The sequence below is a fragment of the Neisseria sp. P0022.S010 genome (assembly GCF_051956635.1).
The window spans coordinates 1-25,973 of record NZ_JBQCXF010000013.1 but is presented as its reverse complement, the minus strand read 5'-3'; the positions used below and the strand labels follow the sequence as shown (position 1 = coordinate 25,973).

23 protein-coding genes and 2 tRNA genes are annotated in these 25,973 nt (G+C 48.9%); 12 read left to right on the top strand and 13 right to left on the bottom strand.

Features of this window, described 5'->3' with window-relative positions; genetic code table 11:
• The first annotated feature begins 109 nt into the window (after positions 1 to 109).
• Both ACTHUT_RS03055 and ACTHUT_RS03050 read left to right on the top strand, forming a co-directional pair.
• Positions 110 to 601 carry a NemA protein gene (locus ACTHUT_RS03055; RefSeq protein ID WP_101755261.1) on the top strand — a complete coding sequence of 164 codons (492 nt, stop codon included), beginning with the start codon at positions 110 to 112 and terminating at the stop codon, positions 599 to 601.
• A gap of 138 nt (positions 602 to 739) precedes the next feature.
• Positions 740 to 815 (top strand) — tRNA-Asn (locus tag ACTHUT_RS03050).
• Positions 816 to 963: 148 nt separating this feature from the next.
• Here ACTHUT_RS03050 and ACTHUT_RS03045 read toward each other — a convergent pair.
• Positions 964 to 1,299, bottom strand: a complete 336-nt coding sequence (locus tag ACTHUT_RS03045) for a YbaB/EbfC family nucleoid-associated protein (RefSeq protein WP_440385555.1) — start codon at positions 1,297 to 1,299, stop codon at positions 964 to 966.
• Between the two features lie 90 nt (positions 1,300 to 1,389).
• Entirely contained in the window at positions 1,390 to 3,393 is a 2,004-nt protein-coding gene (gene dnaX / locus ACTHUT_RS03040; RefSeq protein ID WP_440385554.1) for a DNA polymerase III subunit gamma/tau, read from the bottom strand.
• Between the two features lie 199 nt (positions 3,394 to 3,592).
• On the opposite strand from dnaX, the gene ACTHUT_RS03035 reads away from it, so the two are divergent.
• The gene (locus tag ACTHUT_RS03035; RefSeq protein WP_314060270.1) at positions 3,593 to 4,306 is read left to right on the top strand and encodes an aldose epimerase family protein; all 714 of its coding nucleotides are present in this window, start codon (positions 3,593 to 3,595) and stop codon (positions 4,304 to 4,306) included.
• 57 nt (positions 4,307 to 4,363) lie between these two features.
• Here the strand turns inward: ACTHUT_RS03035 and mltB are convergent, their stop codons facing one another.
• From mltB to rpsF, 5 genes are all read right to left on the bottom strand, one after another.
• Complete coding sequence (mltB, locus tag ACTHUT_RS03030) at positions 4,364 to 5,443, bottom strand: lytic murein transglycosylase B (RefSeq protein ID WP_070825675.1); 1,080 nt, start codon at positions 5,441 to 5,443, stop codon at positions 4,364 to 4,366.
• A gap of 202 nt (positions 5,444 to 5,645) precedes the next feature.
• Complete coding sequence (gene rplI, locus ACTHUT_RS03025; RefSeq protein WP_036490126.1) at positions 5,646 to 6,098, bottom strand: 50S ribosomal protein L9; 453 nt, start codon at positions 6,096 to 6,098, stop codon at positions 5,646 to 5,648.
• Positions 6,099 to 6,114: 16 nt separating this feature from the next.
• On the bottom strand, positions 6,115 to 6,345 hold the full coding sequence (gene rpsR / locus ACTHUT_RS03020) for a 30S ribosomal protein S18 (protein ID WP_003678863.1): 231 nt from the start codon (positions 6,343 to 6,345) through the stop codon (positions 6,115 to 6,117).
• A gap of 6 nt (positions 6,346 to 6,351) precedes the next feature.
• Positions 6,352 to 6,654 (bottom strand): primosomal replication protein N, encoded by a 303-nt coding sequence (gene priB, locus ACTHUT_RS03015; protein WP_180947864.1) that lies wholly within the window; start codon positions 6,652 to 6,654, stop codon positions 6,352 to 6,354.
• On the bottom strand, positions 6,651 to 7,022 hold the full coding sequence (gene rpsF / locus ACTHUT_RS03010) for a 30S ribosomal protein S6 (protein ID WP_004519252.1): 372 nt from the start codon (positions 7,020 to 7,022) through the stop codon (positions 6,651 to 6,653). Before rpsF ends, priB begins: the two co-directional genes overlap by 4 nt.
• 245 nt (positions 7,023 to 7,267) lie before the next feature.
• Between rpsF and hscA the strand changes: the two genes are divergently transcribed.
• The 3 genes from hscA (at position 7,268) to fdx (ending at position 10,001) form a co-directional block, all read left to right on the top strand.
• Entirely contained in the window at positions 7,268 to 9,127 is a 1,860-nt protein-coding gene (gene hscA / locus ACTHUT_RS03005) for a Fe-S protein assembly chaperone HscA (RefSeq protein ID WP_440385553.1), read from the top strand.
• A 76-nt stretch (positions 9,128 to 9,203) separates the two neighbouring features.
• Positions 9,204 to 9,566 carry a TIGR02328 family protein gene (locus tag ACTHUT_RS03000; protein WP_440385552.1) on the top strand — a complete coding sequence of 121 codons (363 nt, stop codon included), beginning with the start codon at positions 9,204 to 9,206 and terminating at the stop codon, positions 9,564 to 9,566.
• A 93-nt stretch (positions 9,567 to 9,659) separates the two neighbouring features.
• The gene (fdx, locus tag ACTHUT_RS02995; protein WP_003745561.1) at positions 9,660 to 10,001 is read left to right on the top strand and encodes an ISC system 2Fe-2S type ferredoxin; all 342 of its coding nucleotides are present in this window, start codon (positions 9,660 to 9,662) and stop codon (positions 9,999 to 10,001) included.
• A gap of 76 nt (positions 10,002 to 10,077) precedes the next feature.
• Here the strand turns inward: fdx and ACTHUT_RS02990 are convergent, their stop codons facing one another.
• Positions 10,078 to 10,698 carry a hypothetical protein gene (locus ACTHUT_RS02990; RefSeq protein ID WP_440385551.1) on the bottom strand — a complete coding sequence of 207 codons (621 nt, stop codon included), beginning with the start codon at positions 10,696 to 10,698 and terminating at the stop codon, positions 10,078 to 10,080.
• 311 nt (positions 10,699 to 11,009) lie between these two features.
• Between ACTHUT_RS02990 and iscX the strand changes: the two genes are divergently transcribed.
• The 3 genes from iscX to metE all read left to right on the top strand — a co-directional run bounded on the left by iscX (position 11,010) and on the right by metE (position 14,623).
• Entirely contained in the window at positions 11,010 to 11,207 is a 198-nt protein-coding gene (gene iscX, locus ACTHUT_RS02985; RefSeq protein ID WP_003682097.1) for a Fe-S cluster assembly protein IscX, read from the top strand.
• 168 nt (positions 11,208 to 11,375) lie between these two features.
• Positions 11,376 to 12,257 carry a methylenetetrahydrofolate reductase gene (metF, locus tag ACTHUT_RS02980; RefSeq protein WP_003745556.1) on the top strand — a complete coding sequence of 294 codons (882 nt, stop codon included), beginning with the start codon at positions 11,376 to 11,378 and terminating at the stop codon, positions 12,255 to 12,257.
• 89 nt (positions 12,258 to 12,346) lie between these two features.
• A complete protein-coding gene (gene metE / locus ACTHUT_RS02975) occupies positions 12,347 to 14,623 on the top strand; it encodes a 5-methyltetrahydropteroyltriglutamate--homocysteine S-methyltransferase (RefSeq protein ID WP_440385550.1) in 2,277 nt (758 codons plus the stop codon).
• A 92-nt stretch (positions 14,624 to 14,715) separates the two neighbouring features.
• Here metE and ACTHUT_RS02970 read toward each other — a convergent pair whose 3' ends face one another.
• Positions 14,716 to 16,956 carry a right-handed parallel beta-helix repeat-containing protein gene (locus ACTHUT_RS02970; RefSeq protein ID WP_440385847.1) on the bottom strand — a complete coding sequence of 747 codons (2,241 nt, stop codon included), beginning with the start codon at positions 16,954 to 16,956 and terminating at the stop codon, positions 14,716 to 14,718.
• Positions 16,957 to 18,030: 1,074 nt separating this feature from the next.
• On the bottom strand, positions 18,031 to 19,029 hold the full coding sequence (ilvE, locus tag ACTHUT_RS02965; protein ID WP_036493516.1) for a branched-chain-amino-acid transaminase: 999 nt from the start codon (positions 19,027 to 19,029) through the stop codon (positions 18,031 to 18,033).
• A gap of 213 nt (positions 19,030 to 19,242) precedes the next feature.
• On the opposite strand from ilvE, the gene ACTHUT_RS02960 reads away from it, so the two are divergent.
• Together ACTHUT_RS02960 and lapB are read left to right on the top strand one after the other, a co-directional pair.
• Positions 19,243 to 19,566: a LapA family protein gene (locus tag ACTHUT_RS02960; RefSeq protein ID WP_036490154.1), complete on the top strand. Its 324-nt coding sequence runs from the start codon at positions 19,243 to 19,245 to the stop codon at positions 19,564 to 19,566.
• A gap of 25 nt (positions 19,567 to 19,591) precedes the next feature.
• Positions 19,592 to 20,761, top strand: a complete 1,170-nt coding sequence (gene lapB / locus ACTHUT_RS02955; RefSeq protein ID WP_440385549.1) for a lipopolysaccharide assembly protein LapB — start codon at positions 19,592 to 19,594, stop codon at positions 20,759 to 20,761.
• Positions 20,762 to 20,870: 109 nt separating this feature from the next.
• Here lapB and ACTHUT_RS02950 read toward each other — a convergent pair whose 3' ends face one another.
• Positions 20,871 to 21,377: a thioredoxin family protein gene (locus ACTHUT_RS02950; RefSeq protein ID WP_440385548.1), complete on the bottom strand. Its 507-nt coding sequence runs from the start codon at positions 21,375 to 21,377 to the stop codon at positions 20,871 to 20,873.
• A 3-nt stretch (positions 21,378 to 21,380) separates the two neighbouring features.
• Positions 21,381 to 24,680 carry an exodeoxyribonuclease V subunit gamma gene (gene recC, locus ACTHUT_RS02945; RefSeq protein WP_440385547.1) on the bottom strand — a complete coding sequence of 1,100 codons (3,300 nt, stop codon included), beginning with the start codon at positions 24,678 to 24,680 and terminating at the stop codon, positions 21,381 to 21,383.
• Positions 24,681 to 24,880: 200 nt separating this feature from the next.
• Between recC and ACTHUT_RS02940 the strand changes: the two genes are divergently transcribed.
• Positions 24,881 to 24,957: transfer RNA gene (locus tag ACTHUT_RS02940), tRNA-Pro, on the top strand.
• A gap of 48 nt (positions 24,958 to 25,005) precedes the next feature.
• Here the strand turns inward: ACTHUT_RS02940 and ACTHUT_RS02935 are convergent.
• Positions 25,006 to 25,887: a lysophospholipid acyltransferase family protein gene (locus ACTHUT_RS02935; protein ID WP_440385546.1), complete on the bottom strand. Its 882-nt coding sequence runs from the start codon at positions 25,885 to 25,887 to the stop codon at positions 25,006 to 25,008.
• Positions 25,888 to 25,973: the final 86 nt, after the last annotated feature.

Sequence of the window (25,973 nt, the reverse complement as noted above, 5' to 3'; positions counted from 1 at the left end):
TTGTTTTTCAGACGGCCTTGCGCCCTTTTACCAATACTAACACCAGCCACCCCGCAAAAATACTATACTTCCAACATTACAAACATTTCTTATTACAAGGATACACATTATGAAAAAAGTTCTCTTACCCGTCCTTTTGGCCGCTTCACTCAGCGCATGTACAGTCGGCACGCCAGGTGTTTCCGTCGGCTTAGGTGTCGGTACCGGCATTGGCCGCCATGTCGGCCTGGGCACATCCATCAACATCCCTGTCGGCTTGGACAAAACCAAAACCACCAAAGGCACAGATTCAGACGGCATCCGTATCTCAGAAGAACAAATCGTGACCTATTTTGATGCACACGGCACACCCAGCAACAGCGCAGTCAAAGGAGGCTTCCATCGCCAACTGATCAGCAAACGCAACAACGAATATGTCGTCCAAGACTTTTACAGCGACAACAGCCAAAAACGCACGGACCCCTACGTCCTCAGCCGCAACCAGCTGATGCAGTTCCGCGCCACGCCAAGCAACGGCTCGCTGACCACTTACGCCTACAACGGCACCGTGATGCAGCAACAAGTATTCCAAAACGGCAAATTGGTTAACGCCAAATACTAAAAGCCGTCTGAAACGGCTGGAAGCCTGTGAAACTTGATTACAAAATATTTTTAACATTCAAACATTTGAAATATTTTGCACCATTTTCTTGAAAATATGGATTGACACATTTTTTCCAGCCATTATAATACGCCCCATTCCCCGATAGCTCAGTCGGTAGAGCGACGGACTGTTAATCCGCAGGTCCCTGGTTCGAGCCCAGGTCGGGGAGCCAAATTTTAAAAGCCTGAACTTCTGTTCAGGCTTTTTTACATCAATAAAGAACGATTGTTCTTCCCCAAAGAAAGCCCTGAATCCTCATAATAAAAAAGGCCGTCTGAAACCCAAATCTGGCTTCAGACGGCCTTTTATTTATTTTTAAATCAACGGAAGAAATCGCCCATACCTGCAGGCAGGCCTTGGGTGAATGCACCCATGGTTTTGTTGGTGGTTTCTTCGGCTTTTTCAGAAGCGGCATTGATAGCGGCCAATACCAAATCTTCCAATATTTCTTTGTCGTCAGCGGCTTCTTGAATCAAATCAGGGCTGATTTCAAGTTTGCGGACAACGTGCGAACACGTCATCACAACTTTTACCAAACCATTGCCTGCTTCGCCTTCAACTTCGGTTTCAGCCAGCTTGGCTTGTGCCTTTTTCATGTTTTCCTGCATTTGTTGAGCCTGTTTCATCAGGCCGCCTAATCCGGCTTTTCCGAACATATTTTACTCCTATGGGTTTGAAATAAATGGGTTCACTCATGCCGTCTGAAAAACGCTCTTACCTTTCAGACGGCCTTGTATATCAGTATTTTAAGAATGTCCTGCCAATTCTAAAGAATCCGGCAGCCATTGCGCTTCAAAGGTTTGCAAGATTTTCTGCGCCGTTGTATCCGCTTCCAGCAAATCTTGCGCCTGCTGCCGCCCTTCTTCTTGAATACGTTTGCGGCGCATAACCGGCGTTTCCCAGCCTTTATCATCCTGCCAAGGCTCGGTTTGCAGCCTTAAATTGCCAAGATGGTATGCCTCGCTCAACGTCTGGCAGATTTTATCCAAGCGCTCTTTATTGGCAGTGGCTTTGGCCTCATCCGTCAACGACAGCATGATTAATCCTGCTTCCGCATCATAACTCGTCCATGCCGCATTTTGTGCCAACATCTGCGCCGCACCTAATTTACGGGCGAAACGTTCGATAATGCTGTGCCAATTCTCAGTTTTAAACTCAGGCAAAGGAGCGAACTGAAGCTCTTCTTCATCTCCCTCCTCTTCTTCAGGCTCAGCAGACACAGCCGGCTGCGGTACTTCCATCACATCAGCACGATGTGAATCTTCAAATGCATATGCTTCATCAAAATACGGAGGTGGAATTTCCTCATCCATGTGCGGATATTCTTCCGGCTCAGGGGCCGTCTGAACTTTTGCAACAGGCAATGGCGCCTCCGCTTCTTGCATCTGCACCGTTTGTGTTTTAGGCGGCTCAGCCGATACTTGGCTCGGCATTTCCTCCCAAGGCGGTACATCCGCCTGTTGTTGCAGAACAGGCTGAACGGTTTCTTCAGACGGCCTTTCAACGGCATCCTGTTTGGCAGAAGCAGCCTCTTTCTCAACCGCCGTTGCTGCTATCGGCTCAGATTTCGGCAGCTGAAAAGGCTTTTTTTCGGCCTCAGCTTTCTGATGGTCGGAATGCAAATCCGTATGTTCAATCTGACTTTGTGTATCGCAACCGGAAGCGGCCAACGGCGCAAATGCGAGCATGCGCAAAAGCGTCATGACAAAACCGGCATACTCGTCCGGAGCCAGCGGTAAATCCTGTTTGCCATGAATAGCACATTGATAATAAAGCTGAATCTGCTCGCCACTCAAAGCCTGACTTAATCGCAGCAAAGTTTCACGCTCAGGGTCGTCATTTGCCAAGGCGGAAGGAATGGTTTGAATCAAAGCCAAACGTTGCAACAGCATGGCCAATTCTGCCAATGCGCTGTCAAAACCAATCGCTCTTGCGGACATTTCCTGAGCCTTTTCCAGCAAGGCCTCGCCGTTTTGATTGATGATTCCTTCAAGCAATTCAAACAAGTATTGTTTATCGACCGCTCCGATCATCTGGCGGACATCTTGTTCGGCCACTTTACCCGAACCCATAGCAATCGCCTGATCCAAAAGGCTCAGCGCATCGCGCATCGAACCGGCGGCGGCACGTCCTAAAAGCTGCAAAGCCTGCGGCTGATAAGGAACGTTTTCACGGTCCAAGACATGTGCCAAATGCTCGGCAACCTGCTGGGTTGTCATGTTACGCAAAACAAACTGCAAACAGCGGCTCAATACGGTAATGGGGACTTTATGCGGATCGGTGGTCGCCAAAATGAATTTAACGTGTTCAGGCGGCTCTTCCAAAGTTTTCAGCATGGCATTGAACGCGCTTTTGGAAAGCATATGCACTTCGTCGATGATATAGACTTTGTATTTACCCGCAGTCGGCGCGTATTGCGCGTTTTCCAACACTTCGCGGATATTGTCGATACCGGTATTCGATGCCGCGTCGATTTCCAATAGATCCACATAACGGCCGCTGTCGATTTGCGTACAGCTGTCACACTGACCGCATGGTTCGCCATGCACGGCATTTTCGCAGTTCAAGCTCTTGGCCAAAATCCTGGCAATCGTGGTCTTACCCACACCGCGTGTCCCTGTCAGCAGATAGGCATGGTGCAGACGGCCTTCGTCCAGCGCGTTGCGCAGGGCTTTGACGACATGTTCCTGTCCGACCAAATCGGCAAAGGTTTTCGGGCGCCATTTTCGTGCAAGAACTTGATAAGCCATGTTGTTTCTCTACGGGAAATAAATCGGAAGGCCATCTGAAAAGAATGATCTGCTGCTTTTCAGACGGCCTCAGAAAATGGCATATATTCTAGCATTTTTTTGATTTTTATTAAGGATTTTCTATCAAGCCGACGGCGACAGCATGTCATCAATGTTAGAATACTACACAAATGATAAACAATTTGAAACTCAAATCATTATGCCTGAAATCATACTACGCAACCAATCAGCCACTATGCAAGTCAATACAATGGGCGGATATATTGATTCCCTGATTCTAAAAGGACGGGAAGTCTTATTTCCGAAAACCAGCGTTCAAGTCGGCGATGACACAAAATTACGCGGCGGTATGCACGTCTGCTTACCCCAATTCGGACCTGACAGCAAAAATTATCTGGCCCAACATGGTTTCGGCAGAACATCAGACTGGGAAATCCGCCATCAAAATGAATCAGATATCGGCTTGAAATTAATCAGCACAGAAAAAGGCTACGAACACGTCGAATGGTTGCTCGATTACAGCCTGCCTAACGAAAATGAAGCCATCGCCATCCTAACCGTCTGCAATTACGGCGAATCACCCGTCCGCACTTCTCCAGGATTCCACCCCTACTTTACCGCCGCAGGTACACAATTTGATTTCAACGGCGCGCCATACGATGCCGACTATATCTCCCATACCGAATTTGTTTCTTCCGACCAGGATGCACACGTTGCATTTGACGGCTTAAAACTGGATATCCGTACCCACAATCTGCCTGTGTACGCACTCTGGAGCGATCGAAACGGCCAATATACTTGTGCAGAGCCAACCGCAGAAGGCAATGCGTTTTTATCCCCTGCCCGAGGCGGACAATTTGTTTCAGGGCACAGTAAAAAACGTTACGCCATGAAAATCAGATTGATGGCTTAACCCCCTTACAAATCCTCAATATCTAAAAACCACCCCGAAGGGTGGTTTTCTTATGGCTTACAGGCCATTGTTATTGATTGCATTCGCAATATCGCGTACCGCTGTTACATACATACGGCTGTGGTTGTATTGCCATACAGTGTAGAAGTTATTCAGGCCCAAATAGTATTCAAATACGCCAGGGCTGGTTTCCAAAGCATACAACACAGCTTTTTCATTATCGGCAACAGCAGCTTGAGGCACGACACCCAAGGCTTTGAAATCTGCGACAGTGCGTGTCAAAGCAGTTTTCTCATCGATAATCGCCTGCAAGTGCGGCGTAATCGTCAGACTGACCGGCACAACCATCTTACCGCCAGTCTGCCAGCCATGCTGTTTCATATAATTGGCGACAGAAGCCGCCACATCGCCGACATTATTCCAAATATCGCGATGCCCGTCACCATCATAGTCCACCGCCCATTTACGGTAGCTGGAAGGCATAAATTGCGGCATACCCATCGCGCCGGCATAGCTGCCTTTAAAGTCAAAGATATTTTCTTTTTCTTCTTTTGCCATCAGCAAAAGTTCGCTCAATTCGTTTTGGAAAAATTCGGCACGGCGTGGATAATCAAAGGCCAATGTACTCAAAGCATCGGCAACGCGGAAGCTGCCCGTATTTTTGCCATAATTGGTTTCGATACCGAGAATCGCCACAATCAATTCGGCAGGTACGCCGTATTTGCGTGCCACATCATCAATTACGGCACGGTTTGCCGCATAGAATTGTCTGCCGCCGTTAAATTTGGCTGCACCGGAGTTACCGGTACGGAATTCATACCAAGGACGCGAAGTGCTTGGGCGGTACATAATGGTAATAATATTGCCTTTATACACCACGCCATTGAAGAAGTTACGCAATTCTTCTGCACTGAAACGGCGGTTTTTCACTTCATATTGGATAAACTGCTGAACATTGACGTTTTCATTAAAACCGCTGCTGGCAACAGATTCAGCCGCTGCATCAAATACAGGGCGTTTTGCAGAGGAAACAGGCTCGACAGGTTTTGCCGTATCAACAGCAGGCTTTTGCGGAGTGCCGCATGAAGCTAAAGCCAAAGCAGTCAGACCTATCCCAAAGATTTTGATTTTATTCATAAATAATCTCTTTACTAAATAATACGACAAACCCGAACACGAATGAATATTCGGCCAATACATCATCCCTTCTGCTATATTTCCAGATAGACTTAAAAAATATAGACAAATCGATATTTACTTACTTCAGCTCAAGCAGATAAACAAGGCCGTCTGAAATTCAAGGAAACCCTTGATTTTCAGACGGCCTTGAATGAATCAATTACTCAGCGGCTGCAACAACAGCAACGGTAATTTTAGCAACAGCGTCAGTGTGCAGAGCCACTTCAACTTCGTATTCGCCAACAGCTTTCAAAGGACCGTTAGGCAGGCGTACGTTTGCTTTAGCAGCTTGGATACCGGTCGCAACAATCGCTTCAGCGATGTCAGCATTGGTAACAGAACCGAACAGACGACCATCAACACCGGCTTTTTGAGCAACAGTAATGGTTTGGCCTTCCAGTTTTTCTTGACGGGCTTTAGCATCCGCCAAGATTTCAGCTTGTTTGGCTTCCAATTCAGCGCGACGTGCTTCGAATTCTTTCATGTTGGCTTCGGTTGCACGTTTTGCTTTACCGGCAGGGATCAGGAAGTTGCGTGCGTAACCGTTTTTAACGGTAACGATATCACCCAAGTTACCCAGACCGCCGATTTTTTCTAACAGAATAATTTGCATGATTTAAACTCCAAAATTATTTGTGTTGATCGGTGTAAGGCAACAGAGCCAGGAAACGGGCACGTTTCACAGCAGTAGCCAACTGACGTTGGTAGTGTGCTTTAGTACCAGTAATGCGGGCAGGGATGATTTTGCCGTTTTCAGAGATGAAGTCTTTCAACAAATCAACTTGTTTGTAATCAACTTCTTGGATTTTTTCAGCCGTAAAGCGGCAGAATTTTCTACGTTTGAATGATTGACGAGCCATTGTCGTTTAACCTTTATATTCTTTAATGTTCTGTATGCGTAGTACCGGTTTGGGGAAGCGTTGGCTGCGTTGCGCCAAAAAACCTTCCGACTCGATGACGGCATCTTGCCGATACTGCCATTCCTCAGCCTGCTTACCTAAAATCCGCGCGGGAATTTCAAATTTGACCAGACATTTCTGTCCGTTTTCTTCCTGCCAAGATTCATGTTGCAACACAATATCTAAAACAGGAATTCCTGCCGGCGTATATCTCAAAGGCTGAACCTGTAAGATACGGGCGGTAAGCTTAATCAGATTGTTCAATCTTATTCGGCTGCTGCAACTTCTTCAGCCGCACCGTTCAGCAAGTTTTTTGCTTTTTCGCCGCCCAGCATTGGGGAAGCTTCAGTTACAGCGTGTTTTGTTTTGATGGTCAGGTGACGCAGTACGGCATCATTGAAGCGGAAAGCAGTTTCCAACTCTTCAACCACTTCAGGAGTAGTTTCGATATTCATCAAAACATAGTGTGCTTTGTGGATTTTGTTGATTGGGTAAGCCAATTGACGACGGCCCCAGTCTTCCAAACGGTGGATTTTACCGTTGGCTTCAGTAATCATGGTTTTGTAACGCTCAACCATAGCAGGCACTTGCTCGCTTTGATCAGGATGAACGATAAACACGATCTCGTAATGACGCATGTTATCTCCTTATGGATGATTAAAAACAGCCTTTCACCATGCGAAGTAAAAGGCAAGGCAAAGAGGCTGAATTTTATCCGCATTTCTTAAAAAATACAAGTCCGGATTCAAAATCCACTTTCTTTTCAATTAAAAAACAACATTAGGCCTTAGGGTTATTTCCTAGCAAACCACTCAACTATCTGCCAAAAATCTGCTAAAATCTGCTCCATCCTAATAAATACAGCATCAGAAGGCACACAATCATGGCTCTTTTGCAGATTTCCGAACCCGGCATGTCCGCCGCCCCCCATCAACACCGCCTCGCCGTAGGCATTGATTTAGGCACAACCAACAGCTTGGTGGCCACCGTACGCAGCGGCAGCGCAGTCTGTCTGCCCGATTCAGACGGCCGCACCACCCTGCCTTCGGTTGTCCGCTATTTGGATGGCGGAGTCGAAGTCGGCAAAAACGCCCTTTCCGCACAAAAAACTGATCCTCTGAATACGGTCAGCTCCGCCAAACGCCTGATCGGCCGCACCCTTACCGACCTTACACAAGACGCGCAATACCTGCCCTATCAATTTACCCCCAATGAGCGCGTGGTCGAATTAAACACCCGTCAAGGTGCGAAAACGCCTATCGAAGTATCGGCAGAAATCCTCAAAGCCCTCAAATTGCGCGCCGAAGAAACATTGGGCGGCGATTTGGTTGGCGCCGTCATTACCGTTCCTGCCTATTTCGACGATGCTCAACGTCAAGCCACCAAAGATGCCGCGCGTTTGGCAGGCTTGAATGTCTTGCGCCTCCTCAACGAGCCGACCGCCGCCGCAATCGCCTACGGGCTGGACAACGCCTCAGAAGGCACGTTTGTCGTTTACGACTTGGGCGGCGGTACGTTCGACGTATCCGTATTACAACTGACTAAAGGCCTGTTTGAAGTCAAAGCTACCGGTGGCAACAGCGCATTGGGCGGCGACGACTTCGACCATCGTTTGTTCTGCCACCTACTCGAACAAAACGACCTTTCCAAACTCAACGAACAAGACAGCCAGCTTCTGCTTTCCCTTGTCCGTACTGCCAAAGAAAAACTGACCACTCAAACCGAAGCCGTCATCGAAACCACACTTTCAGACGGCCATAAAGTCCATACTGTTATTACCCGCCAAGAGTTTCACAATCTGACCCAAAATCTGGTGCAAAAAACCATAGAGCCGGTCAAACAAGCACTGAAAGACGCAGGCGTGACCAAAGCCGACATTAAAGGCGTGATTATGGTCGGCGGTTCGACCCGCATGTTGCATGTTCAACAAGCGGTCGCCACCTTCTTTGGACAAACTCCGTTGAACAACCTCAACCCAGACGAAGTGGTTGCACTCGGCGCCGCCATACAGGCAAACGTCCTTGCCGGCAACAAAAACGACGGCGAATGGCTGCTGCTGGACGTGACACCTTTATCACTCGGCCTGGAGACCTACGGCGGCCTTGCCGAAAAAATCATCCCGCGCAATTCCACCATTCCTACCGCGCGCGCGCAGGACTTCACCACATTCAAAGACGGTCAGACTGCCATGACGATACACGTCGTACAAGGCGAGCGTGAACTCGTTTCCGACTGCCGCAGCCTGGCCAAATTTACCCTGCGCGGCATTCCGCCGATGGCAGCAGGCGCAGCGCGTATCCGCGTTACCTTCCAAGTTGACGCCGACGGTTTGCTGTCTGTTTCCGCACAAGAACAAAGCACCGGCGTACAGGCGCAAATCGAAGTCAAGCCTTCCTACGGTTTAGACGACAGCACCATCACCCAAATGCTCAAAGACAGCATGAACAACGCCGCCGAAGACATGGCCACACGCGCACGTGCCGAAGCCGTAGTCGAAGCCGAAAGCCTGACCGATGCCGTCAACGCTGCCCTTGAGTTGGATAGCGATTTGCTGGATACCGAAGAATTGCAACAAATTCAGCAAGACATCGCTGCTTTGCAAGGCCGTCTGAAAGACGGTAAAGCCGAAGACATCCGCGCCGCCGTCGCCAAACTCAGCCACAGCACCGACAACTTCGCCGCCAAGCGCATGAACCGCAATATCCAACGTGCACTGACAGGTCAAAGCGTTGATAATATTTGACGGCAAATGGTTTCAGACGGCCTTGAATCAAAAGGCCGTCTGAAAATCTAATATCCCAAACGACCTGATTACTTCTATGCGACTCTGGCACCAAACCCTTATCCCCCTACTCCCCCGCGCCCAGCTTTTGGGGCAACACCGCGAATGCGCCGCTTTACGCGGAGCAGGTTGGGGTAGGCCGCATGCGACGGTTAATTACGTTTTTACCCATTCACCCTACAAACTCTATCTGTATCACGCGTTGATTATGGAAGAGATGGAAAAGCGCGGTTACAAACCCGATGCCTTATGGAAAGACCCGCTATATCGCGGCAAAGCCATTGCCCCATACCATTCGCACGCGGCTGAAACAGCTACTTCGCCGATTTATGCCGAACATGATGATGCCTACTTGGACGAATGCCTGGAAAATTTAAAAAGTAAAGGCATCATGTTATAAACCCATTTTTCAGACGGTCTGAATATTGAATACCCAAGGCCGTCTGAAACCACTTTGAACCACAACCACTCTTAAACAACTGAGACAATAAAAATGCCAAAAATTACCGTACTCCCACACGCGACATTATGCCCCGAAGGCGCGGTTATCGAAGACGCACCGGAAGGTCAAACCGTCCTTGACGTACTGCTCGACCACGACATCGAAGTCGATCACGCCTGTGAAAAATCCTGTGCCTGCACAACCTGTCACGTCATCATCCGCAAAGGTTTTGACAGCTTGGAAGAACCGAGCGAACTGGAAGAAGACCTGCTCGACCAGGCATGGGGCTTGGAAGCCGATTCACGCTTGAGCTGTCAGGCAGTTGTTGCCGATGAAGATTTGGTCGTAGAAATTCCCAAATATACGATCAACCACGCGCGTGAAGACCATTAAAACAAGGATTAATGAAAAAGGCCGTCTGAAACCACAAATTCATGGTTTTCAGACGGCCTGTTGCTTATGCGGCAACCTATTTGATATGGGGAAAAATAAAACGCATACGCGAAATTTGCATGGAAGCCACTTTCTGTGTAGCGGAGTAATTTTCAATTTTCTCTTGCATTCTGATTTGATGCAGATTGCCATTATAACGGGGAGCAGCGTTCTGAGATTTGTTGACTGTCGGCAGTTCAGCCTCAGCCTTCAAAGCTTCCTCTGCCTCAATCGCCGAAAGTGCTGCCTCATCCCTTACCAAACCGAAACGCTCGATAATGGCATTGGCTTCATCTATATAACGCGATTTGTCCGCGCCATTTTCCAACACTGCATCTTCAAGCACGACCGACAAATGCTTGCTGCAATTTTCGATACGCTCGGCGATGCGCGAATAAACCATCCAACGTTTCAACCTCAATGCGCCTGCATCGTCATTGGGTGAAGCAGCATCCAGTTTAATCAAGCCATAATGTTTGCCGTAATACAGACGGAACACCAGCTGTTTCAAACCTTCTGTTTCGTCCAGCATCCGATAAAATTCGCGAACCAACAACAGCAAACGGTCAAATGCACCTGCTTTGGACAGATATTCCGGATCATCGGAAGCAAGCGCGTAAATCAGTTTGGACAGCTTGGCGTTGAGTGCGTTATTCATCTTTTTTCCTTTTATTTTTAAGCGATGGATTGTCTTAAGAGCCGTTCCAAAAAATTTGGTTGCATAGCGAAATGTAAATTTTGCATGGAAACCAAATCATTCAAAACGGAATAGAAAGTATAAAACGGTAGATTCAAAGGGAATATGCCGTGAATTTTAAGTGTCTTGCCGTATTTTAACGCAACTATGCTATTTTGTTAAAAAATAGCGTCATCATTTATCTGCCCTTCTTCCGTAAAACAATCTGGCAGTCCGACTTCTTCTTGATTAAAATAATTGGCAATAGTCGAAACCCAATAAAGGAACACATCATGAAATGGACAGATACTCAACGCATCGCCGAAGAACTCTACGATTTACACGGCGACAGCATCGACCCGAAAACCGTGCGTTTTACCCAACTGCGTGATTTGATTATGGCACTGCCTGAATTTGACGATGATCCGGCGCGTTGCGGCGAACGCATTCTCGAAGCCGTGCAACAAGCCTGGATAGATGAAGCGGAATAACCTTTTCCCTTTTCATCAAACAAGACCTCAGGCTGTTTTTCAGACGGCCTGAGGTCTTTATTAAATCTATTCATACAATTTCGGAAAATTTCGAAATTGACTCATACCAACCTCAAATTTATTATGCAGTCTGACAACAAATAAAAGATATGCAGAAGGTGCATAACCATGAATCACGCTCGAGAAATCGCCGCTTTAAACAACAGCCTTTCTGATTTGAAAGGCGACATCAACGTTTCGTTCGAATTTTTCCCACCGAAAAACGAACAAATGGAAACCATGCTGTGGGATTCCATCCATCGCCTGCAAACCTTGCATCCGAAATTCGTTTCCGTAACCTACGGCGCAAACTCCGGCGAACGCGACCGCACACACAGTATCGTTAAACGCATCAAACAAGAAACCGGCCTTGACGCCGCCCCCCACCTGACCGGTATCGACGCCAGCCCTGACGAGTTGCGCCAAATCGCCAAAGATTATTGGGACAGCGGTATCCGCCGCATTGTCGCCCTGCGTGGCGACGAGCCGCCCGGCTATGAGAAAAAACCTTTCTATGCCGAAGATTTGGTCAAACTGTTGCGCTCCGTTGCCGACTTTGATATTTCCGTAGCGGCCTATCCAGAGGTGCACCCGGAAGCCAAATCCGCACAAGCCGACTTGATTAATCTGAAACGCAAAATCGATGCGGGTGCAAACAACGTTATTACCCAATTCTTCTTCGACGTGGAAAGCTATCTGCGCTTCCGCGACCGTTGCGTGATGATGGGCATTGACGTTGAAATTGTTCCCGGCATCCTGCCCGTAACCAATTTCAAACAATTGACCAAAATGGCTCAAGTGACCAACGTCAAAATCCCAAGCTGGCTGTCTAAAATGTACGAAGGTTTGGATGACGACCAAGGCACGCGCAACCTTGTTGCCGCCAGCATCGCCATCGACATGGTCAAAGTCCTCTCGCGCGAAGGTGTCAAAGACTTCCACTTCTACACCCTCAACCGCAGCGAACTGACTTACGCCATCTGCCATATTTTGGGCGTGCGTCCGCGTTAATAAAACAGACGGCCTCCCCATTCTGATTTACAATATCGAACATTCAGGCCATACCGGCCTGATTCAAAATTCCAACCAGGAGAGTTAACATGACAACATTGCATTTTTCAGGCTTCCCGCGCGTCGGTGCCTTCCGCGAATTGAAATTCGCACAAGAAAAATACTGGCGCAAAGAAATCAGCGAGCAAGAATTGCTGGCTGTTGCTAAAGACTTGCGCGAGAAAAACTGGAAACACCAAGCCGCTGCCAACGCTGATTACGTTGCCGTAGGCGATTTCACTTTCTACGACCACATCCTCGACCTGCAAGTTGCCACCGGTGCCATCCCTGCCCGCTTCGGCTTCGACAGCCAAAACCTGTCTTTGGAACAATTCTTCCAACTGGCCCGTGGTAATAAAGACCAATTCGCTATCGAAATGACCAAATGGTTCGACACCAACTACCACTACTTGGTGCCTGAATTCCACGCCGATACCGAATTCAAAGCCAACGCTAAACACTACGTTCAACAACTGCAAGAAGCCCAAGCTTTGGGCCTGAAATCCAAACCGACCATCGTCGGCCCATTGACTTTCCTGTGGGTAGGTAAAGAAAAAGGCGCTGTCGAATTCGACCGTCTGAGCCTGTTGCCTAAACTGTTGCCTGTTTACGTTGAAATCCTGAACGCTTTGGTTGAAGCCGGTGCCGAATGGATTCAAATCGACGAGCCTGCTTTGGCTGTCGACCTGCCAAAAGAATGGGTAGAAGCCTACAAAGACGTTTACGCCACTTTGAGCAAAGTAAACGCCAAAATCCTGTTGAGTACTTACTTCGGTTCTGTTGCCGAACACGCCGCGTTGTTGAAATCCCTGCCTGTTGACGGCCTGCACATCGACTTGGTACGCGCTCCTGAGCAACTGGACGCATTTGCCGACTACGACAAAGTTCTGTCTGCCGGCGTTATCGACGGCCGCAATATTTGGCGCGCCAACCTGAACAAAGTTTTGGAAACTGTCGAGCCTCTGCAAGCCAAACTGGGCGACCGTTTGTGGATTTCCAGCTCTTGCTCTCTGCTGCACACTCCATTTGACTTGTCAGTTGAAGAAAAACTGAAAGCCAACAAACCTGACCTGTACTCTTGGTTGGCATTCACCCTGCAAAAAACCCAAGAATTGCGCGTTCTGAAAGCCGCATTGAACGAAGGCCGTGATTCTGTTGCCGAAGAACTGGCCGCCAGCCAAGCTGCCGCCGACTCCCGTGCCAACAGCAGCGAAATCCACCGTGCAGACGTTGCCAAACGCCTGGCCGATTTGCCTGCCAACGCAGACCAACGCAAATCTCCATTTGCCGACCGTATCAAAGCGCAACAAGCATGGTTGAACCTGCCTCTGCTGCCGACGACCAATATCGGTTCTTTCCCACAAACTACCGAAATCCGCCAAGCACGCGCAGCCTTCAAAAAAGGCGAACTGTCTGCCGCCGATTACGAAGCCGCGATGAAAAAAGAAATCGCCTTGGTAGTTGAAGAGCAAGAAAAACTGGACTTGGACGTACTGGTACACGGCGAAGCCGAGCGTAACGACATGGTCGAATACTTCGGCGAATTGTTGAGCGGTTTTGCATTCACTCAATACGGCTGGGTACAAAGCTACGGCTCACGCTGCGTTAAACCACCTATCATCTTCGGTGACGTAAGCCGTCCTGAAGCCATGACCGTGGCTTGGTCTACTTACGCACAAAGCCTGACCAAACGCCCGATGAAAGGTATGTTGACCGGCCCTGTAACCATTCTGCAATGGTCTTTCGTCCGCAACGATATTCCTCGCTCTACCGTGTGCAAACAAATCGCACTGGCTCTGAACGACGAAGTATTGGATCTGGAAAAAGCCGGCATCAAAGTCATCCAAATTGACGAACCTGCCATCCGCGAAGGTCTGCCTTTGAAACGTGCCGATTGGGATGCTTACCTGAACTGGGCCGGCGAATCTTTCCGCTTGTCCTCTACCGGTTGCGAAGACAGCACTCAAATCCACACCCATATGTGCTACTCCGAGTTCAACGACATCCTGCCGGCCATCGCCGCTATGGATGCTGACGTGATCACCATCGAAACTTCACGTTCCGACATGGAACTCTTGACCGCGTTCGGCGAATTCAAATACCCGAACGACATCGGCCCGGGCGTTTACGACATCCACAGCCCACGTGTACCGACTGAAGCTGAAGTTGAGCACCTATTGCGCAAAGCCATCGAGGTTGTACCGGTTGAACGTCTGTGGGTGAACCCGGACTGTGGCCTGAAAACCCGTGGCTGGAAAGAAACTCTGGAACAACTCCAAGTGATGATGAACGTAACCCACAAACTGCGTGCCGAACTGGCTAAATAATGTGAGTTAGATGAAAAGGCCGTCTGAAAATTTTTAGACGGCCTTTTTTTATTTATCAATGTTTAAAACATAAAAATTACGGCTTCAACAACTTACAAAATCCCTGTCGTTGTATGATGTTCTTCCACTCCTGATGTATACACGTTCTGAGTATGGTGATACACAGTCTCTTTAGTCGTTTCAACAATATGGTTGGCTTCTGACAAAATATCGCTCAATGCCACTTTACTGCCGGTCGTATTCACTTTTTTCAGTGCCGCGCCGTTATGGCTATTGCCTTCAGAATACGTGTTGATGTCATTCTCAAAGCGCAGCCATGAATCATACAACTTGCCTTTAATGTCCGTCAGGATTTTGTTGTTGGCCACATTTAAAGATGCCTTACCCTTAGGGTTGGTACTGTGTACGTCTATCAAAGCATCATTCAAATCACCGCCAAGTTTCAATGTGTTATTGGTGATGTTGTACTCTTTGGCATTGCTCTTTAAATAAGCAAATTCGACGTAGCCGGCAGATTCTTCACGCACGGAAATTTTGTTGTTGTGAATCGTTACCGCACCATGCATAGCGACATTGCCATGGTGTTCTTCCACATAAACCGGTACTGCGCCTTTCATAATCTTGCCGATATCGGCATCATTGCCGCTGATGGTAATGGTACCGCTACCCATGCCGTTTTTAGATAAAACGCGGTCGTAGGTATCGTTGATGACGGCAATCAGATATTTAGTGGATTCGCCGCTGATCTTGTTGTTTGCCATATTGAGCGTGTAATCCATTTTGCTTTCATGGTTACGGAACTCAATCGCGTAGGTCTGAATATTATTTTGATAAACCGTCAGATTTTTAATGACATTATCGCTGATATCAAAATAGCCTTTGTCAGCTGAGTGCAAATCTCTGTATTGGGTATTGGTTTGCACCTGAATACCTGAATACATGTGGTAGTACTTGCCCAAGTCATCATCAACATTCAAACGGAAGCTCGGATCTTGAATAATGGTATTGCCGGTAATTTTGACTTTATCCATAGAAAACTGGCGGTTGTAGGCAACAATACCATACAGTCGGTCACCCGTTAACACATTGTTTTCAATGACAATGCCTGTACCATCATGCACATCCAAACCCTTGCGGTAGTTATGGTCGGTCGTGTTTTTACGGTATGTGATGCCGTAATTGTAGCTGCCGGCAGCCACGGCTATACCGTACCCTGTCCCGCCATCCGCTTCGTGGCCGTTCCAATCCAAACGGTTGCCCTCGCCGATAAAGTTTTGTTGGAAACCGATCAGCGCACCGGCAACGCGGTTGTGGTGCAGATACGAATCGACAATACGGTTGTTTTCACCCAAAGGCAGCGCTTCGTATGTTTCATTAATTTCGCCGCTTTGCACGCGTTCTTTAAAGGTCAGCTTATGGCCTTTTTCCGTTTCCAAAGAAGCGGTCGAGGTAAACATCACACCAGCACGATTGGCACCGGAAACCTCAACTTTGCTGATTAAAGTATTGTCCGCATCGTTGACCAAAATGCCGTTTACCTTGCCAAAATAGCTTAAGCCTTTGCGGTAAAAATCAGGGTTGGTATATTGAACCGACAAATCGGCAATGGTTTTATTGTTTTGCCCATCGATCAAGATACCGGCAAATTCGCGGATATCGTCATGGTTGGTGTCCGGATTGAATTCGCCTGTTTGTGCTTTATCAAACGTTACTTTGGTTTTGCCCATGCCAGAACCAAACAAGCCGCGCGCGCCGGAGACGGTTTTATCCATCACAATCTGATTGGAAATATAGTAAGTACCATCCAAGAAGACCATGGCTTTTTCTTTGTGCGCCGCCTCTAAAGCCGCTTTAAATGCCTGAAGGCTGTCTTTTTTACCCTGCGCATCGGCACCAAAATCATTCACACGAACGTAATTACCATACTCTTTAGATTCATACACGCGGTATTTTCCGGATAGTCCTGCCCTGCCTTCGGTATGGTCGTCAATTTTGTTTGCTTTGCCTGAACTGAGGTGGCCGTCGTGGCTATTGATTGCTTTTTTACCGGAAGAAACGCCCGCTATTTTGTCATGGCCGTCTGAATCCTTCAGATTCTTTTTATGGACAATCTCAACGGTTTCTTTTTCTTCGGCAACTCTGTCTTCCGCCTCTTTTTCTTTGCGTGCGGCTTCGAGTTTGGCTTTACGCTCTGCAACCGCTTTTTCGACTGCCGCTTTATGCGCTTCTTTTGCGCGCTCGACAGCCTTTGCTTTGGCCGCGGCAGCCTCGGCTATTTTTTTTGCTTTGGCTTCTTCGTAAACTTTTTGCCTTTCAGCCAGGACTTTTTCCATCGATTGATTAACCGGTTCTTTTGAAACAACGTGTTTGCTCGCCACTTTAGGCGCAATGGTATGTTTACTGGAAACGCTGCTTACAGAAGCAACGCTGGCCCGTGCAACATGCATTTTTGTCACAAGGCCGTCTGAAGATGATGAAGAACTGTCGAATCTTGCTGCCTCCGCCACATGCACTACTTCTCTCGTTACCGTATTTTTACCGCTTAATTGCTTAAGCTCAGGAGAAACCGACGGCATATCCCCCCAATTGTGGGTGTGTATCCATTCTTTTAGAGGAGAAGATGATTTGGAATTTGCTTCAGGTGTGGATGAGCCGTGACGAATGTGGGTACGGCCAAGAGGAGCAAGTTTATGTGACATAATCAGCGTATTTCCTTGTATCGAATATCGCCTTTCCTACCGCACAAGCGTGCGACAAAAAAGCCGATTGATTAAAGAGGTAAGACGGATTCTGTCGTAACAACAATTGCCTGTATAAAGGCCAAACTGAAGTTGGCCGCTTTAAGAAACTCGGCAGCGTTTCCCCTTCTGCCGGTTTTCTGATTGGAAACGGCCATGGTGTCAGACAGAACCCTTGGATGACTTTATATAGGCAATCTGTCCGCGTACCATGTGTCCGGTTATTTTTGACGGAAATGTATCAGAGTCCCTTTTTAATTGATTAGTTCATCCAAAGTTAAGTTATTTTTGATTTTTATAGCAAAATAAAAATGGTTTTATCTTGCATCGTTTTCCTTTTTGGCTTGACAGAGTGAATCCCGCGAAACCAAAAAGGAGGGAAATTCTAACACGATATGTTTTTAGCATTCCCTATTTAACTAAATTTACAAAATATACAGAATAAATATCTATAACTGTTTTTAACTTCTTCTAAAAATCAATAAAATTCGATATTTCCAATGTGTATTTTTACAACATGACTGTGCATTATATACCGATTATCTAAAAATACTACCGTTTGTTTAAAAAATTTAGCATTTTATTATCGATTTCCCCATCAAAAAACCAATAAAAAAAGGCCGTCTGAAAAAATATTTCAGACGGCCTTTTATATTCACTGCGTTCTACTTAACAAACTTCGACCAACCAGCCGTGTTTGTCTTCTGTCAAACCGTATTGAATGTCCGTAATTGCCTTACGGATTGCATAACCGCGCTCTTGGCTCTTCACTTCGATTTCTTTGCCGTCAATCACGAAAGAAGTTACCGGAGAAATAACCGCAGCCGTACCGGTCAGAATCGCTTCCGCACCATTCTCAATCGCAGTTTTCAGCTCATCGACAGTAAAGTTGCGCTCGGTAACGGTGTAGCCCAAATCTTTAGCAACAGTCAGTACGGAATCGCGGGTAACGCCGTGCAAGAATTCGTCGGTCAACGGTTTGGTAATGATTTCATCGCCGTTAATCAGGATAAAGTTAGACGCGCCGGTTTCCTGAACGTCGCCATTCGGGCAGAACAATACTTGGTTTGCACCGTGCTCTGCTTTGGCTTTCAATACCCAAGGCATGGCGGAAGCGTAGTTGCCGCCGCATTTCACGCGGCCCATGTGCGGGGCGCAACGGATGTGTTCGGTTTCCACCAAGATTTTAACGGGCGAACCGGCTTTGAAATAGTCGCCGACAGGAGAAGCCAAAATGTACAGCAAGGCTGTTTCGGAAGGAGAACCGGCTTTACCGATCACAGGGTCGGTACCGATCAAAGTCGGACGCAGGTACAAAGCGGCAGGTGCGTCAGGGATTTCCTCGGCGGAGCGTTTGACCAATTCGATCAAAGCATTCAAATAAGCTTCCGTTTCAGGACGCGGCAGGTGCAGAATATCTGCGCTTTGCTGCATACGCGCGATGTTGGCGGTCGGGCGGAACATCACGATTTTGCCGTTTGCCTGACGAAATGCCTTCAAACCTTCAAAACATTCGCTGCCGTAATGCAGCGCATGTGCGCCGGGGGCAAGTGTCAGGTCTTTGGAAGATTGCCATTCTACCGGTTGCCATTTACCTTCACGATAAGCGATAACGGGCATTTCAGCGTGGAAAACGCTGCCGAATACGGCTGGGACTGGTCTGCTCATGATGATTGCCTTTCTTATTCTGATTTGTAAGATAATAACTAAAGACTGAACAATACGCCTTTCAATATGGGTTTGACAAGTACCCGTCAGCATTAAAGATACCCTTCCCATGCCGTCTGAAACATGCCGTCCTATCCGAAATCCGGCAAATCGTTTAAACTGATACCATTTTTCAGACGGCCTGCCCCAACCGCGGCCCACCCGGAGCAACCCATGAAACTCATCTATACCATCATCAAAATCCTGATTCTTCTTGTTTTCCTCCTGCTGGCCATCACCAATACCCACACCGTATCCTTCTTCTACCTGCCCGGCCAAAACGTCAATCTGCCGCTGATTGTCGTGCTTTTCGGCGCCTTTATTATCGGCATCGTGTTCGGTATGTTTGCCCTCTTCGGCCGTCTGCTGACCCTGCGCAGCGAAAACAACCGCCTGCGTGCCGAAGTGAAAAAATACGCCCACCTTTCCGAAAAAGACCTGACCCCAGTCAAAACCGAAACACCGGCAACGGCTTCCGAAACCGCTCCCAAAGCGTAACGCCACCAATCAATAAAGGAATACCATGGACAACGAATTGTGGGTCATCTTACTGCCCATCGTCCTCCTCCCCGTTTTCTTCGCCATGGGCTGGTTTGCCGCACGCGTCGATATGAAGACCGTCCTAAAACAGGCCAAAAGCATACCGGCCGGCTTTTACAAAAGCCTTGACGCCCTCGTTGACCGCAACAGCGGCCGCGCCGCGCGCGAATTGGCGGAAGTCATCGACCAACAGCCGCAGTCATACGATTTGAACCTGACTTTAGGCAAGCTCTACCGCCAACGCGGCGAAAACGACAAAGCCATCAATATGCACCGCGCCCTGCTCGATTCGCCCGACACCATCAACGAAAAACGCGCGCGCGTGCTTTTTGAATTGGCGCAAAACTACCAAAGCGCAGGCTTGGTGGACCGTGCCGAACAAATCTTCCTCGGTTTGCAGGAAGGCGACATGGCACGCGAAGCCCGCCAACACCTTTTGAGTATTTACCAACAAGACCGCGACTGGGAAAAAGCCATCGAAATGGCGCAACTCTTGAGCCATGACGAACAGACCTACCAGTTTGAAATCGCCCAGTTCTATTGCGAAATCGCCCAAGCCGCGCTGTTTAAATCCAACTTCGACGCCGCCCGCTACAACATCGGCAAAGCGCTCGAAGCCAACAAAAAATGTACGCGCGCCAACATCATTCTCGGCGACATCGAATACCGTCAGGGCAACTTTCCTGCCGCCGTGGAAGCGTATTCCGCCATCGAGCAGCAAAACCACGCCTATTTGAGCATGGTCGGCGAGAAACTCTATGAAGCCTATGCCGCGCAAGGCAAACAGGAAGAAGGCCTCAACCGCCTCATCGGCTATATGCAAACCTTTCCCGATCTTGACCTGATCAACGTCATCTACGAGAAAGCCCTGCTGCTCAAAGGCGAAACTGAAGCGGCGCAAATCGCTGTCGAACTCGTCCGCCAAAAACCCGACCTCAACGGCGTGTACCGCCTGCTTGGTTTGAAACTCAGCAGTATGAATCCGGAGTGGAAAGCCGATACCGATATGATTCGTTCCATTATCGGCCGCCAGCTGCAAAAAAGCGTCATGTACCGCTGCCGCAACTGCCACTTCAAATCCCAAGTCTTCTTCTGGCACTGCCCAGCCTGCAATAAATGGCAAACCTTTACGCCGAATAAAATCGAGATTTGATAAAGCGTTAAGCATTAAAAAAGGCCGTCTGAAATCTTTTCAGACGGCCTTTTTATTACAAAATATCAAAGCGGTTCAAAACATGGCTTCACACACCGGCAATATTTGCTCAACAACGCTGCTCTGCCCATGCCAACGCCGCTACAACCTGAGCCTCAATATCGGCATTAAACTCGCCGGCACGGTATGCATCACGCAATTCCGTGCGACGGGTTTCATTTGCCGCAATTTGGTTCAACACTACTTGCGGAAACTCGCTAAACACAGGCCCTGCCTCTTCATGTCCGATTAAAAACAGCGCAGGGATTTTTTGGTTGGTGCGGACGATTTCCTGTTGGCGCGGATTATCGAAACGGCTGCTGTCGTCAAAATCACTGCGGGCAATATAGTTGACGCGGATATTGGGGTTCAACTCCGCCATTTTTTGAATAAACGGCACAAACACGCGGCAATCGGGACAATATGGCGCAGCGGCAAGCAGCCAGTTTTGCGGACGTCTGATCTTTTTGACCGCCGCTGCCGTTTGCGCCGACAGCTCGGTCGCCTGATAGAGCTGCTGCTGTTTCAATTTGTCTTCTTCGGTATCAAAATCCAAATATTCTTCATAAGTAGCCATGCTTTACTCCTGTTCTGTTGCATTGTTTTTCCCTGCCGCGCTGTTCAAAAGCGGAACAAGCAGATTGACGACAAGGTTTTCAAATAGCGGCTCATCAAGAGGCGATTCATCCGAATGGCCAAACACCAGCTTCACTTCAGTATATTCTTTCTGCCCTTTGCTCATTTTATTGCCGTTAAAAACATCATGGGCTTTCCTCAAGGCAGCATCCCAATCCTCTTTCTTGTTGTACTCCTCCACAGCGGCAAGGCTGGTTTTGGCAAAAAACGGCAAGGGGGTATTTTGTCCGATCCGGAAATATACCAACCATTCTTTCAAAAGTGCCCTCGCCGCCTCTTGCCCGATGGCGGCATAGGTTTCGGTCTGCCCCAGGCTGACAATATGGGTTTGTCGGTTGGCAACGGATTGAGGGGCGACAGCACAAAAAATCAAATGCTCCAATAAACGGGCAATGCGGTTGGGCGCATTGTCTTTTTGTTTTTGGAACACAATGCGTCCGCATTCGTAAAGATTGCCGATGGTGCCTTGTAAAACCAAGTCGTCAAAGTGTAATTCATAAGGTTCAGACGGCCTTTTGTCACTGCGTATCAACTCGGCATCTACGTTTTTCGCAGATATCTGATACTGCTTCTGCCACAAGCCGCCTAATTCGCCTACCGGCATCAGGCTTTCTGCATTCAGCCGAATGGCCGTATCTTCAAAATCTTCCCCTTTGCGCCGCGCATCCAAATAGGCATCGGCAATCCGGCCTTCATGTTGCGGCTCAAACGGTTCGGCAGATTCCCATGCGCCGTCCAAATACGGCTGATCCCAGCTTAAATTTCTCTTAAGCCAAACTTTGACAGGGTTGCGCCAAAAACTGATAAGCTCGCCCTGCTGAATGGTTTTGCCCGGCTCTTCCTGACTTAAAGCCTCAAGGAAAAACGGCTGCGCTTCTACTGGCGGTTGGTTCAGCGCATCGGCGTAATCTTGGCGCGTACTGAAGAAGCCGTCTGAAAGCGCGTCCTTTTGGAAATAACGGCGTGAAAACGCCTGCAAAGGATGATGTTTCACCCATTTCTCCGCCAACTCGCGCCCGCTTCTCCCCGTCATGGCGGCAATAGTATCCAGCAGCTCGCTGATTAACGAAGACGGTGCAAACTCGGCATCATTGCGTATATCGCGGCCGATATAAGACAAATACAGCATTTCGCGCGCGCTGATTAAGGCTTCGAGGAAGAGATAACGGTCGTCGTCGCGGCGGGCGCGGTCGCCTTTTTTCGGATGTTTGGCAATCAGGTCGAACACCGCCGCTTTGGTATTGCGCGGAAAATCGCCGTCATTCAAACCCAGCAGGCAAACCATTTTAAACGGCAGGCTGCGCATCGGCACCATACTGCAAAAAGTAATGCCGCCGCTCAAAAATCCGGCTTGGCTTTCGCTGTCCAAAAAGCGGCGGATATGGCGGATAACGGTTTTACACGGCAACAATCCGTCAAATTCGGCTAACTGCGCCTCTTCCTGCCATTTCGCCAAAGACTGCTCAAACTGCTGCTTGGCGTATTGGTCGTCCGTATCCGGAGCAAACAGTTTCTCCAGCAAATCGCGGCAACGCTGCACCCAGCCTTCCACATCGGCAGGCTCTTGCCATTGCGCCGCCATATAGGCCAAAGTACGGATAAATTCGGCAAAACCGCTGAACACATCCAACTGGTTGACGTTGCTATGCCACGCGCTCACGCCCTGCCACATGCCGTGGCCGCCTTCGGGCAGCATCCAGCCCAAGGCCAAACGCTCTACCGCCTGCTGCCAAGTAAAGAGGTTGTCTTTACCCTCGCGCATGGTTTGGTCCAAACCCCAATGCACATTCAATCCGGCAACAGCCTCATGCAGCAGCGGCACATCTTCCTCGCTCAACCCGAAGCGTTGCAACACCAACCGACTTTCCAGCAAAGGTAAAACCTTGTCCACTTCAAACCGGCTTTCCAGCAAATCCAAAGTTTGCGCCAAAGCATACAGCAAGGGTTGGCGGCGGCTGAGTTTTACATCCGAAATCGAATACGGCAAAGCCTGGCTGCCGGCCTGCTCCTGTCCAAAAACAGCTTCGATAAACGGGCTGTAGGGCTCGATGTTCGGCGTCAAAACGGCAATATCGTGCGGCTGCCAGTCGGGATTATTTTGCAACACCAGCGACAGCTCTTCTTTCAAAATCTGCAGTTCGCGCAAAGGACTGTGGGCCGCGACGATTTTGACCGAGCCATCGTTCAACAGCTTGTCCGGCTCGACACACACCGGATTGCCATCCGCATCGTGGACTTGAACCCAAGCCTGCTGCGCGCCTGCCTCGCTTTCTTCCTGTTGGTATAAGCGTTCAGACGGCATGATTAAATTTTGGATATCGTTTTGCAGGCAATGCAACAAGGTATCGTCTTTTCCCTCTTCATAAACCTGAATATCCTGCTCAGTTTCCACTTCCGACAGAAAATCAAAGAAATCGCGTCCCTGCTTGCCCAAAGAAGCCAACAGCGGATGCCCTGCCTGCGACAAATCCGCCTCATCGCCCCTTTTCAAAATTTGTGCCTCGTCGATGACCTCGCCCCAATATTGGCTGCTCGGGTTGAGCGCAAACACAAACACATCGCAATGCTTGGAAATTTGGTGCAGCAGTTGCAGATACATCGGCGCCATTGTCGAAATGCCGAATACAAACAACCTTTGCGGCAAGACCGATTTATCCAACTGCGCCAACAGCTTTTCCCACAAGGCCACGCGGTGCGGCGCCGATTGGCTGCCATCGTCCAAATAACGCCACAGCCGCGCCTGCCAATCCTCATCATCGCCCAAACCCAGCAGCTTCCCAGCCTGCCACGCATCAATCCAATCCGGCCGGTACACCAAATATTGGTCGAAAATATCCGCCATTTGTCCGGCAAGCTGATAATCCGCCGATGCCGAGCTTTTTAAATAACTTTCCAGCTTCAAGCGCACGTTTTCGTATTCCGGGGCCGTCTGAAACGCTTCGCTGCGGAACAAATCCAGCAAACGCCAACGCATGACTTCAGGCGAAAACGGGCTGAGCGGCGGCACATCGGGAACCAATTTACGCATCAGCTGCCACGCCAAACCGGCCGGCAGGCTGAACTTCAAATTCGCCGCCACGCCGAGTTTGCGCGCAAAAAACACATTCAGATACCGCCGCATCCCCTGGCTCTGCACCACCACTTCTTCCTGCGCCAATACCGCATCCAAAGGCAAGGCCTGATGAATATGCGCGCACATTTCGGCAAGCGCTTCCAAACGGTCGGACTGATAAAGATAAAACATAGCAGACAATCTAAAAAACAATTGCCCACATTATAATGCCATTAGGACAAATGCTTCAGCAGAAGCAGCAAACAAAAACACGGGCCGTCTGAAACACATCGCTTCAGACGGCCTAAAACAAATCCATCGGCGGCCAATTATTAATTATTTATCGACCCCCTGTACAAACCGGCTTCTCCTATCCTATAATTCCCCACATTCGGAATGTAGCGCAGCCCGGTAGCGCACTTCGTTCGGGACGAAGGGGTCGGAGGTTCGAATCCTCTCATTCCGACCAAACACAAAACCTGCTTGAATCCAAGCAGGTTTTTTACATTCGGCAAGCCTATACTTCCGGCGGCGGGAAAGGCGCGCCTTCGGGATGTTTGTAGCGGTTGTACATAAACAAATATTGTTCCGGAAAACGGCGTATCCAATATTCGGTATTTTCATTGATCACGCGCGCATCGTTCTCCTTATCGCCGTTCAACTCGCCGCGCAATGGCTCGATGTGCAAGACAAAGCCTTTCCCGTCGGGCAGACGCTCGCCGCAGAAAAACAAAGCCTTCACGCCTTTGACTTGCGCCAGCTTGCCCGCCAACGTCATGGTGTAGGCAGGTTTGCCGAAAAAGCCCACCCACACGCCGTCGCCGCCTTCTTCCGGAGACGGCACATGGTCCGGCAACACAATGGTCGCCTCACCGCCGCGCAGGGCCTTGATGATTTGTTTGACGCCCTGAATGCTGGTCGGTGCAGTCTTGCCCTTACCGCGCACGCGTCCTGCTTGCATTACCGCATCAAAAGCCTTGATTTTAGGCGGTTTGTACATCGCCGTCAGCGGAAACGGCAGCTGCTGGCTGATGTAGCGGCCGGCCAAATCATAGCTGCCGATGTGCGGCGTGATAAACAGTAAACCTTCGCCCGCGATCAAGGCCGTCTGAACATGTTCCCAACCGTTGACGCTGACAAACAGGTTTTCAATTTCTTCAGGCCGTCTGAAAAACGCCACCGGCAATTCCAAGCCGCCTTTTGCCGTTTCACGGAAAACTTTTTTCACTGCCTCGTCCGTCGGGTTCAATCCGGCAAGTTTCATGTTTTCGAAAACACGCCGGCGATCTTTCGACAGCACGCGGAAACCCAAACTACCCAGCAGGTTGCCTAATTTGTGCAACCAAGCCAAAGGCAGCGCGGCCAAAAATTTAAAAACAAAGGTAACAAGCGTTTGCATAAGGTTTTACCAAAATGAAGTGGACAGATTGTAAACGAAACAGGCCGTCTGAACAAAACAGACTTCGGGCAAATATATTGCGGCAC

Bases quoted from the DNA above. Each gene is read 5' to 3' on its own strand.
- ACTHUT_RS03055 (WP_101755261.1), top strand. From the start codon at position 110: ATGAAAAAAGTTCTCTTACCCGTCCTTTTGGCCGCTTCACTCAGCGCA.
- ACTHUT_RS03045 (WP_440385555.1), bottom strand. From the start codon at position 1,299: ATGTTCGGAAAAGCCGGATTAGGCGGCCTGATGAAACAGGCTCAACAA.
- dnaX (WP_440385554.1), bottom strand. From the start codon at position 3,393: ATGGCTTATCAAGTTCTTGCACGAAAATGGCGCCCGAAAACCTTTGCC.
- ACTHUT_RS03035 (WP_314060270.1), top strand. From the start codon at position 3,593: ATGCCTGAAATCATACTACGCAACCAATCAGCCACTATGCAAGTCAAT.
- mltB (WP_070825675.1), bottom strand. From the start codon at position 5,443: ATGAATAAAATCAAAATCTTTGGGATAGGTCTGACTGCTTTGGCTTTA.
- rplI (WP_036490126.1), bottom strand. From the start codon at position 6,098: ATGCAAATTATTCTGTTAGAAAAAATCGGCGGTCTGGGTAACTTGGGT.
- rpsR (WP_003678863.1), bottom strand. From the start codon at position 6,345: ATGGCTCGTCAATCATTCAAACGTAGAAAATTCTGCCGCTTTACGGCT.
- rpsF (WP_004519252.1), bottom strand. From the start codon at position 7,022: ATGCGTCATTACGAGATCGTGTTTATCGTTCATCCTGATCAAAGCGAG.
- hscA (WP_440385553.1), top strand. From the start codon at position 7,268: ATGGCTCTTTTGCAGATTTCCGAACCCGGCATGTCCGCCGCCCCCCAT.
- ACTHUT_RS03000 (WP_440385552.1), top strand. From the start codon at position 9,204: ATGCGACTCTGGCACCAAACCCTTATCCCCCTACTCCCCCGCGCCCAG.
- fdx (WP_003745561.1), top strand. From the start codon at position 9,660: ATGCCAAAAATTACCGTACTCCCACACGCGACATTATGCCCCGAAGGC.
- ACTHUT_RS02990 (WP_440385551.1), bottom strand. From the start codon at position 10,698: ATGAATAACGCACTCAACGCCAAGCTGTCCAAACTGATTTACGCGCTT.
- iscX (WP_003682097.1), top strand. From the start codon at position 11,010: ATGAAATGGACAGATACTCAACGCATCGCCGAAGAACTCTACGATTTA.
- metF (WP_003745556.1), top strand. From the start codon at position 11,376: ATGAATCACGCTCGAGAAATCGCCGCTTTAAACAACAGCCTTTCTGAT.
- metE (WP_440385550.1), top strand. From the start codon at position 12,347: ATGACAACATTGCATTTTTCAGGCTTCCCGCGCGTCGGTGCCTTCCGC.
- ACTHUT_RS02970 (WP_440385847.1), bottom strand. From the start codon at position 16,956: ATGGAAAAAGTCCTGGCTGAAAGGCAAAAAGTTTACGAAGAAGCCAAA.
- ilvE (WP_036493516.1), bottom strand. From the start codon at position 19,029: ATGAGCAGACCAGTCCCAGCCGTATTCGGCAGCGTTTTCCACGCTGAA.
- ACTHUT_RS02960 (WP_036490154.1), top strand. From the start codon at position 19,243: ATGAAACTCATCTATACCATCATCAAAATCCTGATTCTTCTTGTTTTC.
- lapB (WP_440385549.1), top strand. From the start codon at position 19,592: ATGGACAACGAATTGTGGGTCATCTTACTGCCCATCGTCCTCCTCCCC.
- ACTHUT_RS02950 (WP_440385548.1), bottom strand. From the start codon at position 21,377: ATGGCTACTTATGAAGAATATTTGGATTTTGATACCGAAGAAGACAAA.
- recC (WP_440385547.1), bottom strand. From the start codon at position 24,680: ATGTTTTATCTTTATCAGTCCGACCGTTTGGAAGCGCTTGCCGAAATG.
- ACTHUT_RS02935 (WP_440385546.1), bottom strand. From the start codon at position 25,887: ATGCAAACGCTTGTTACCTTTGTTTTTAAATTTTTGGCCGCGCTGCCT.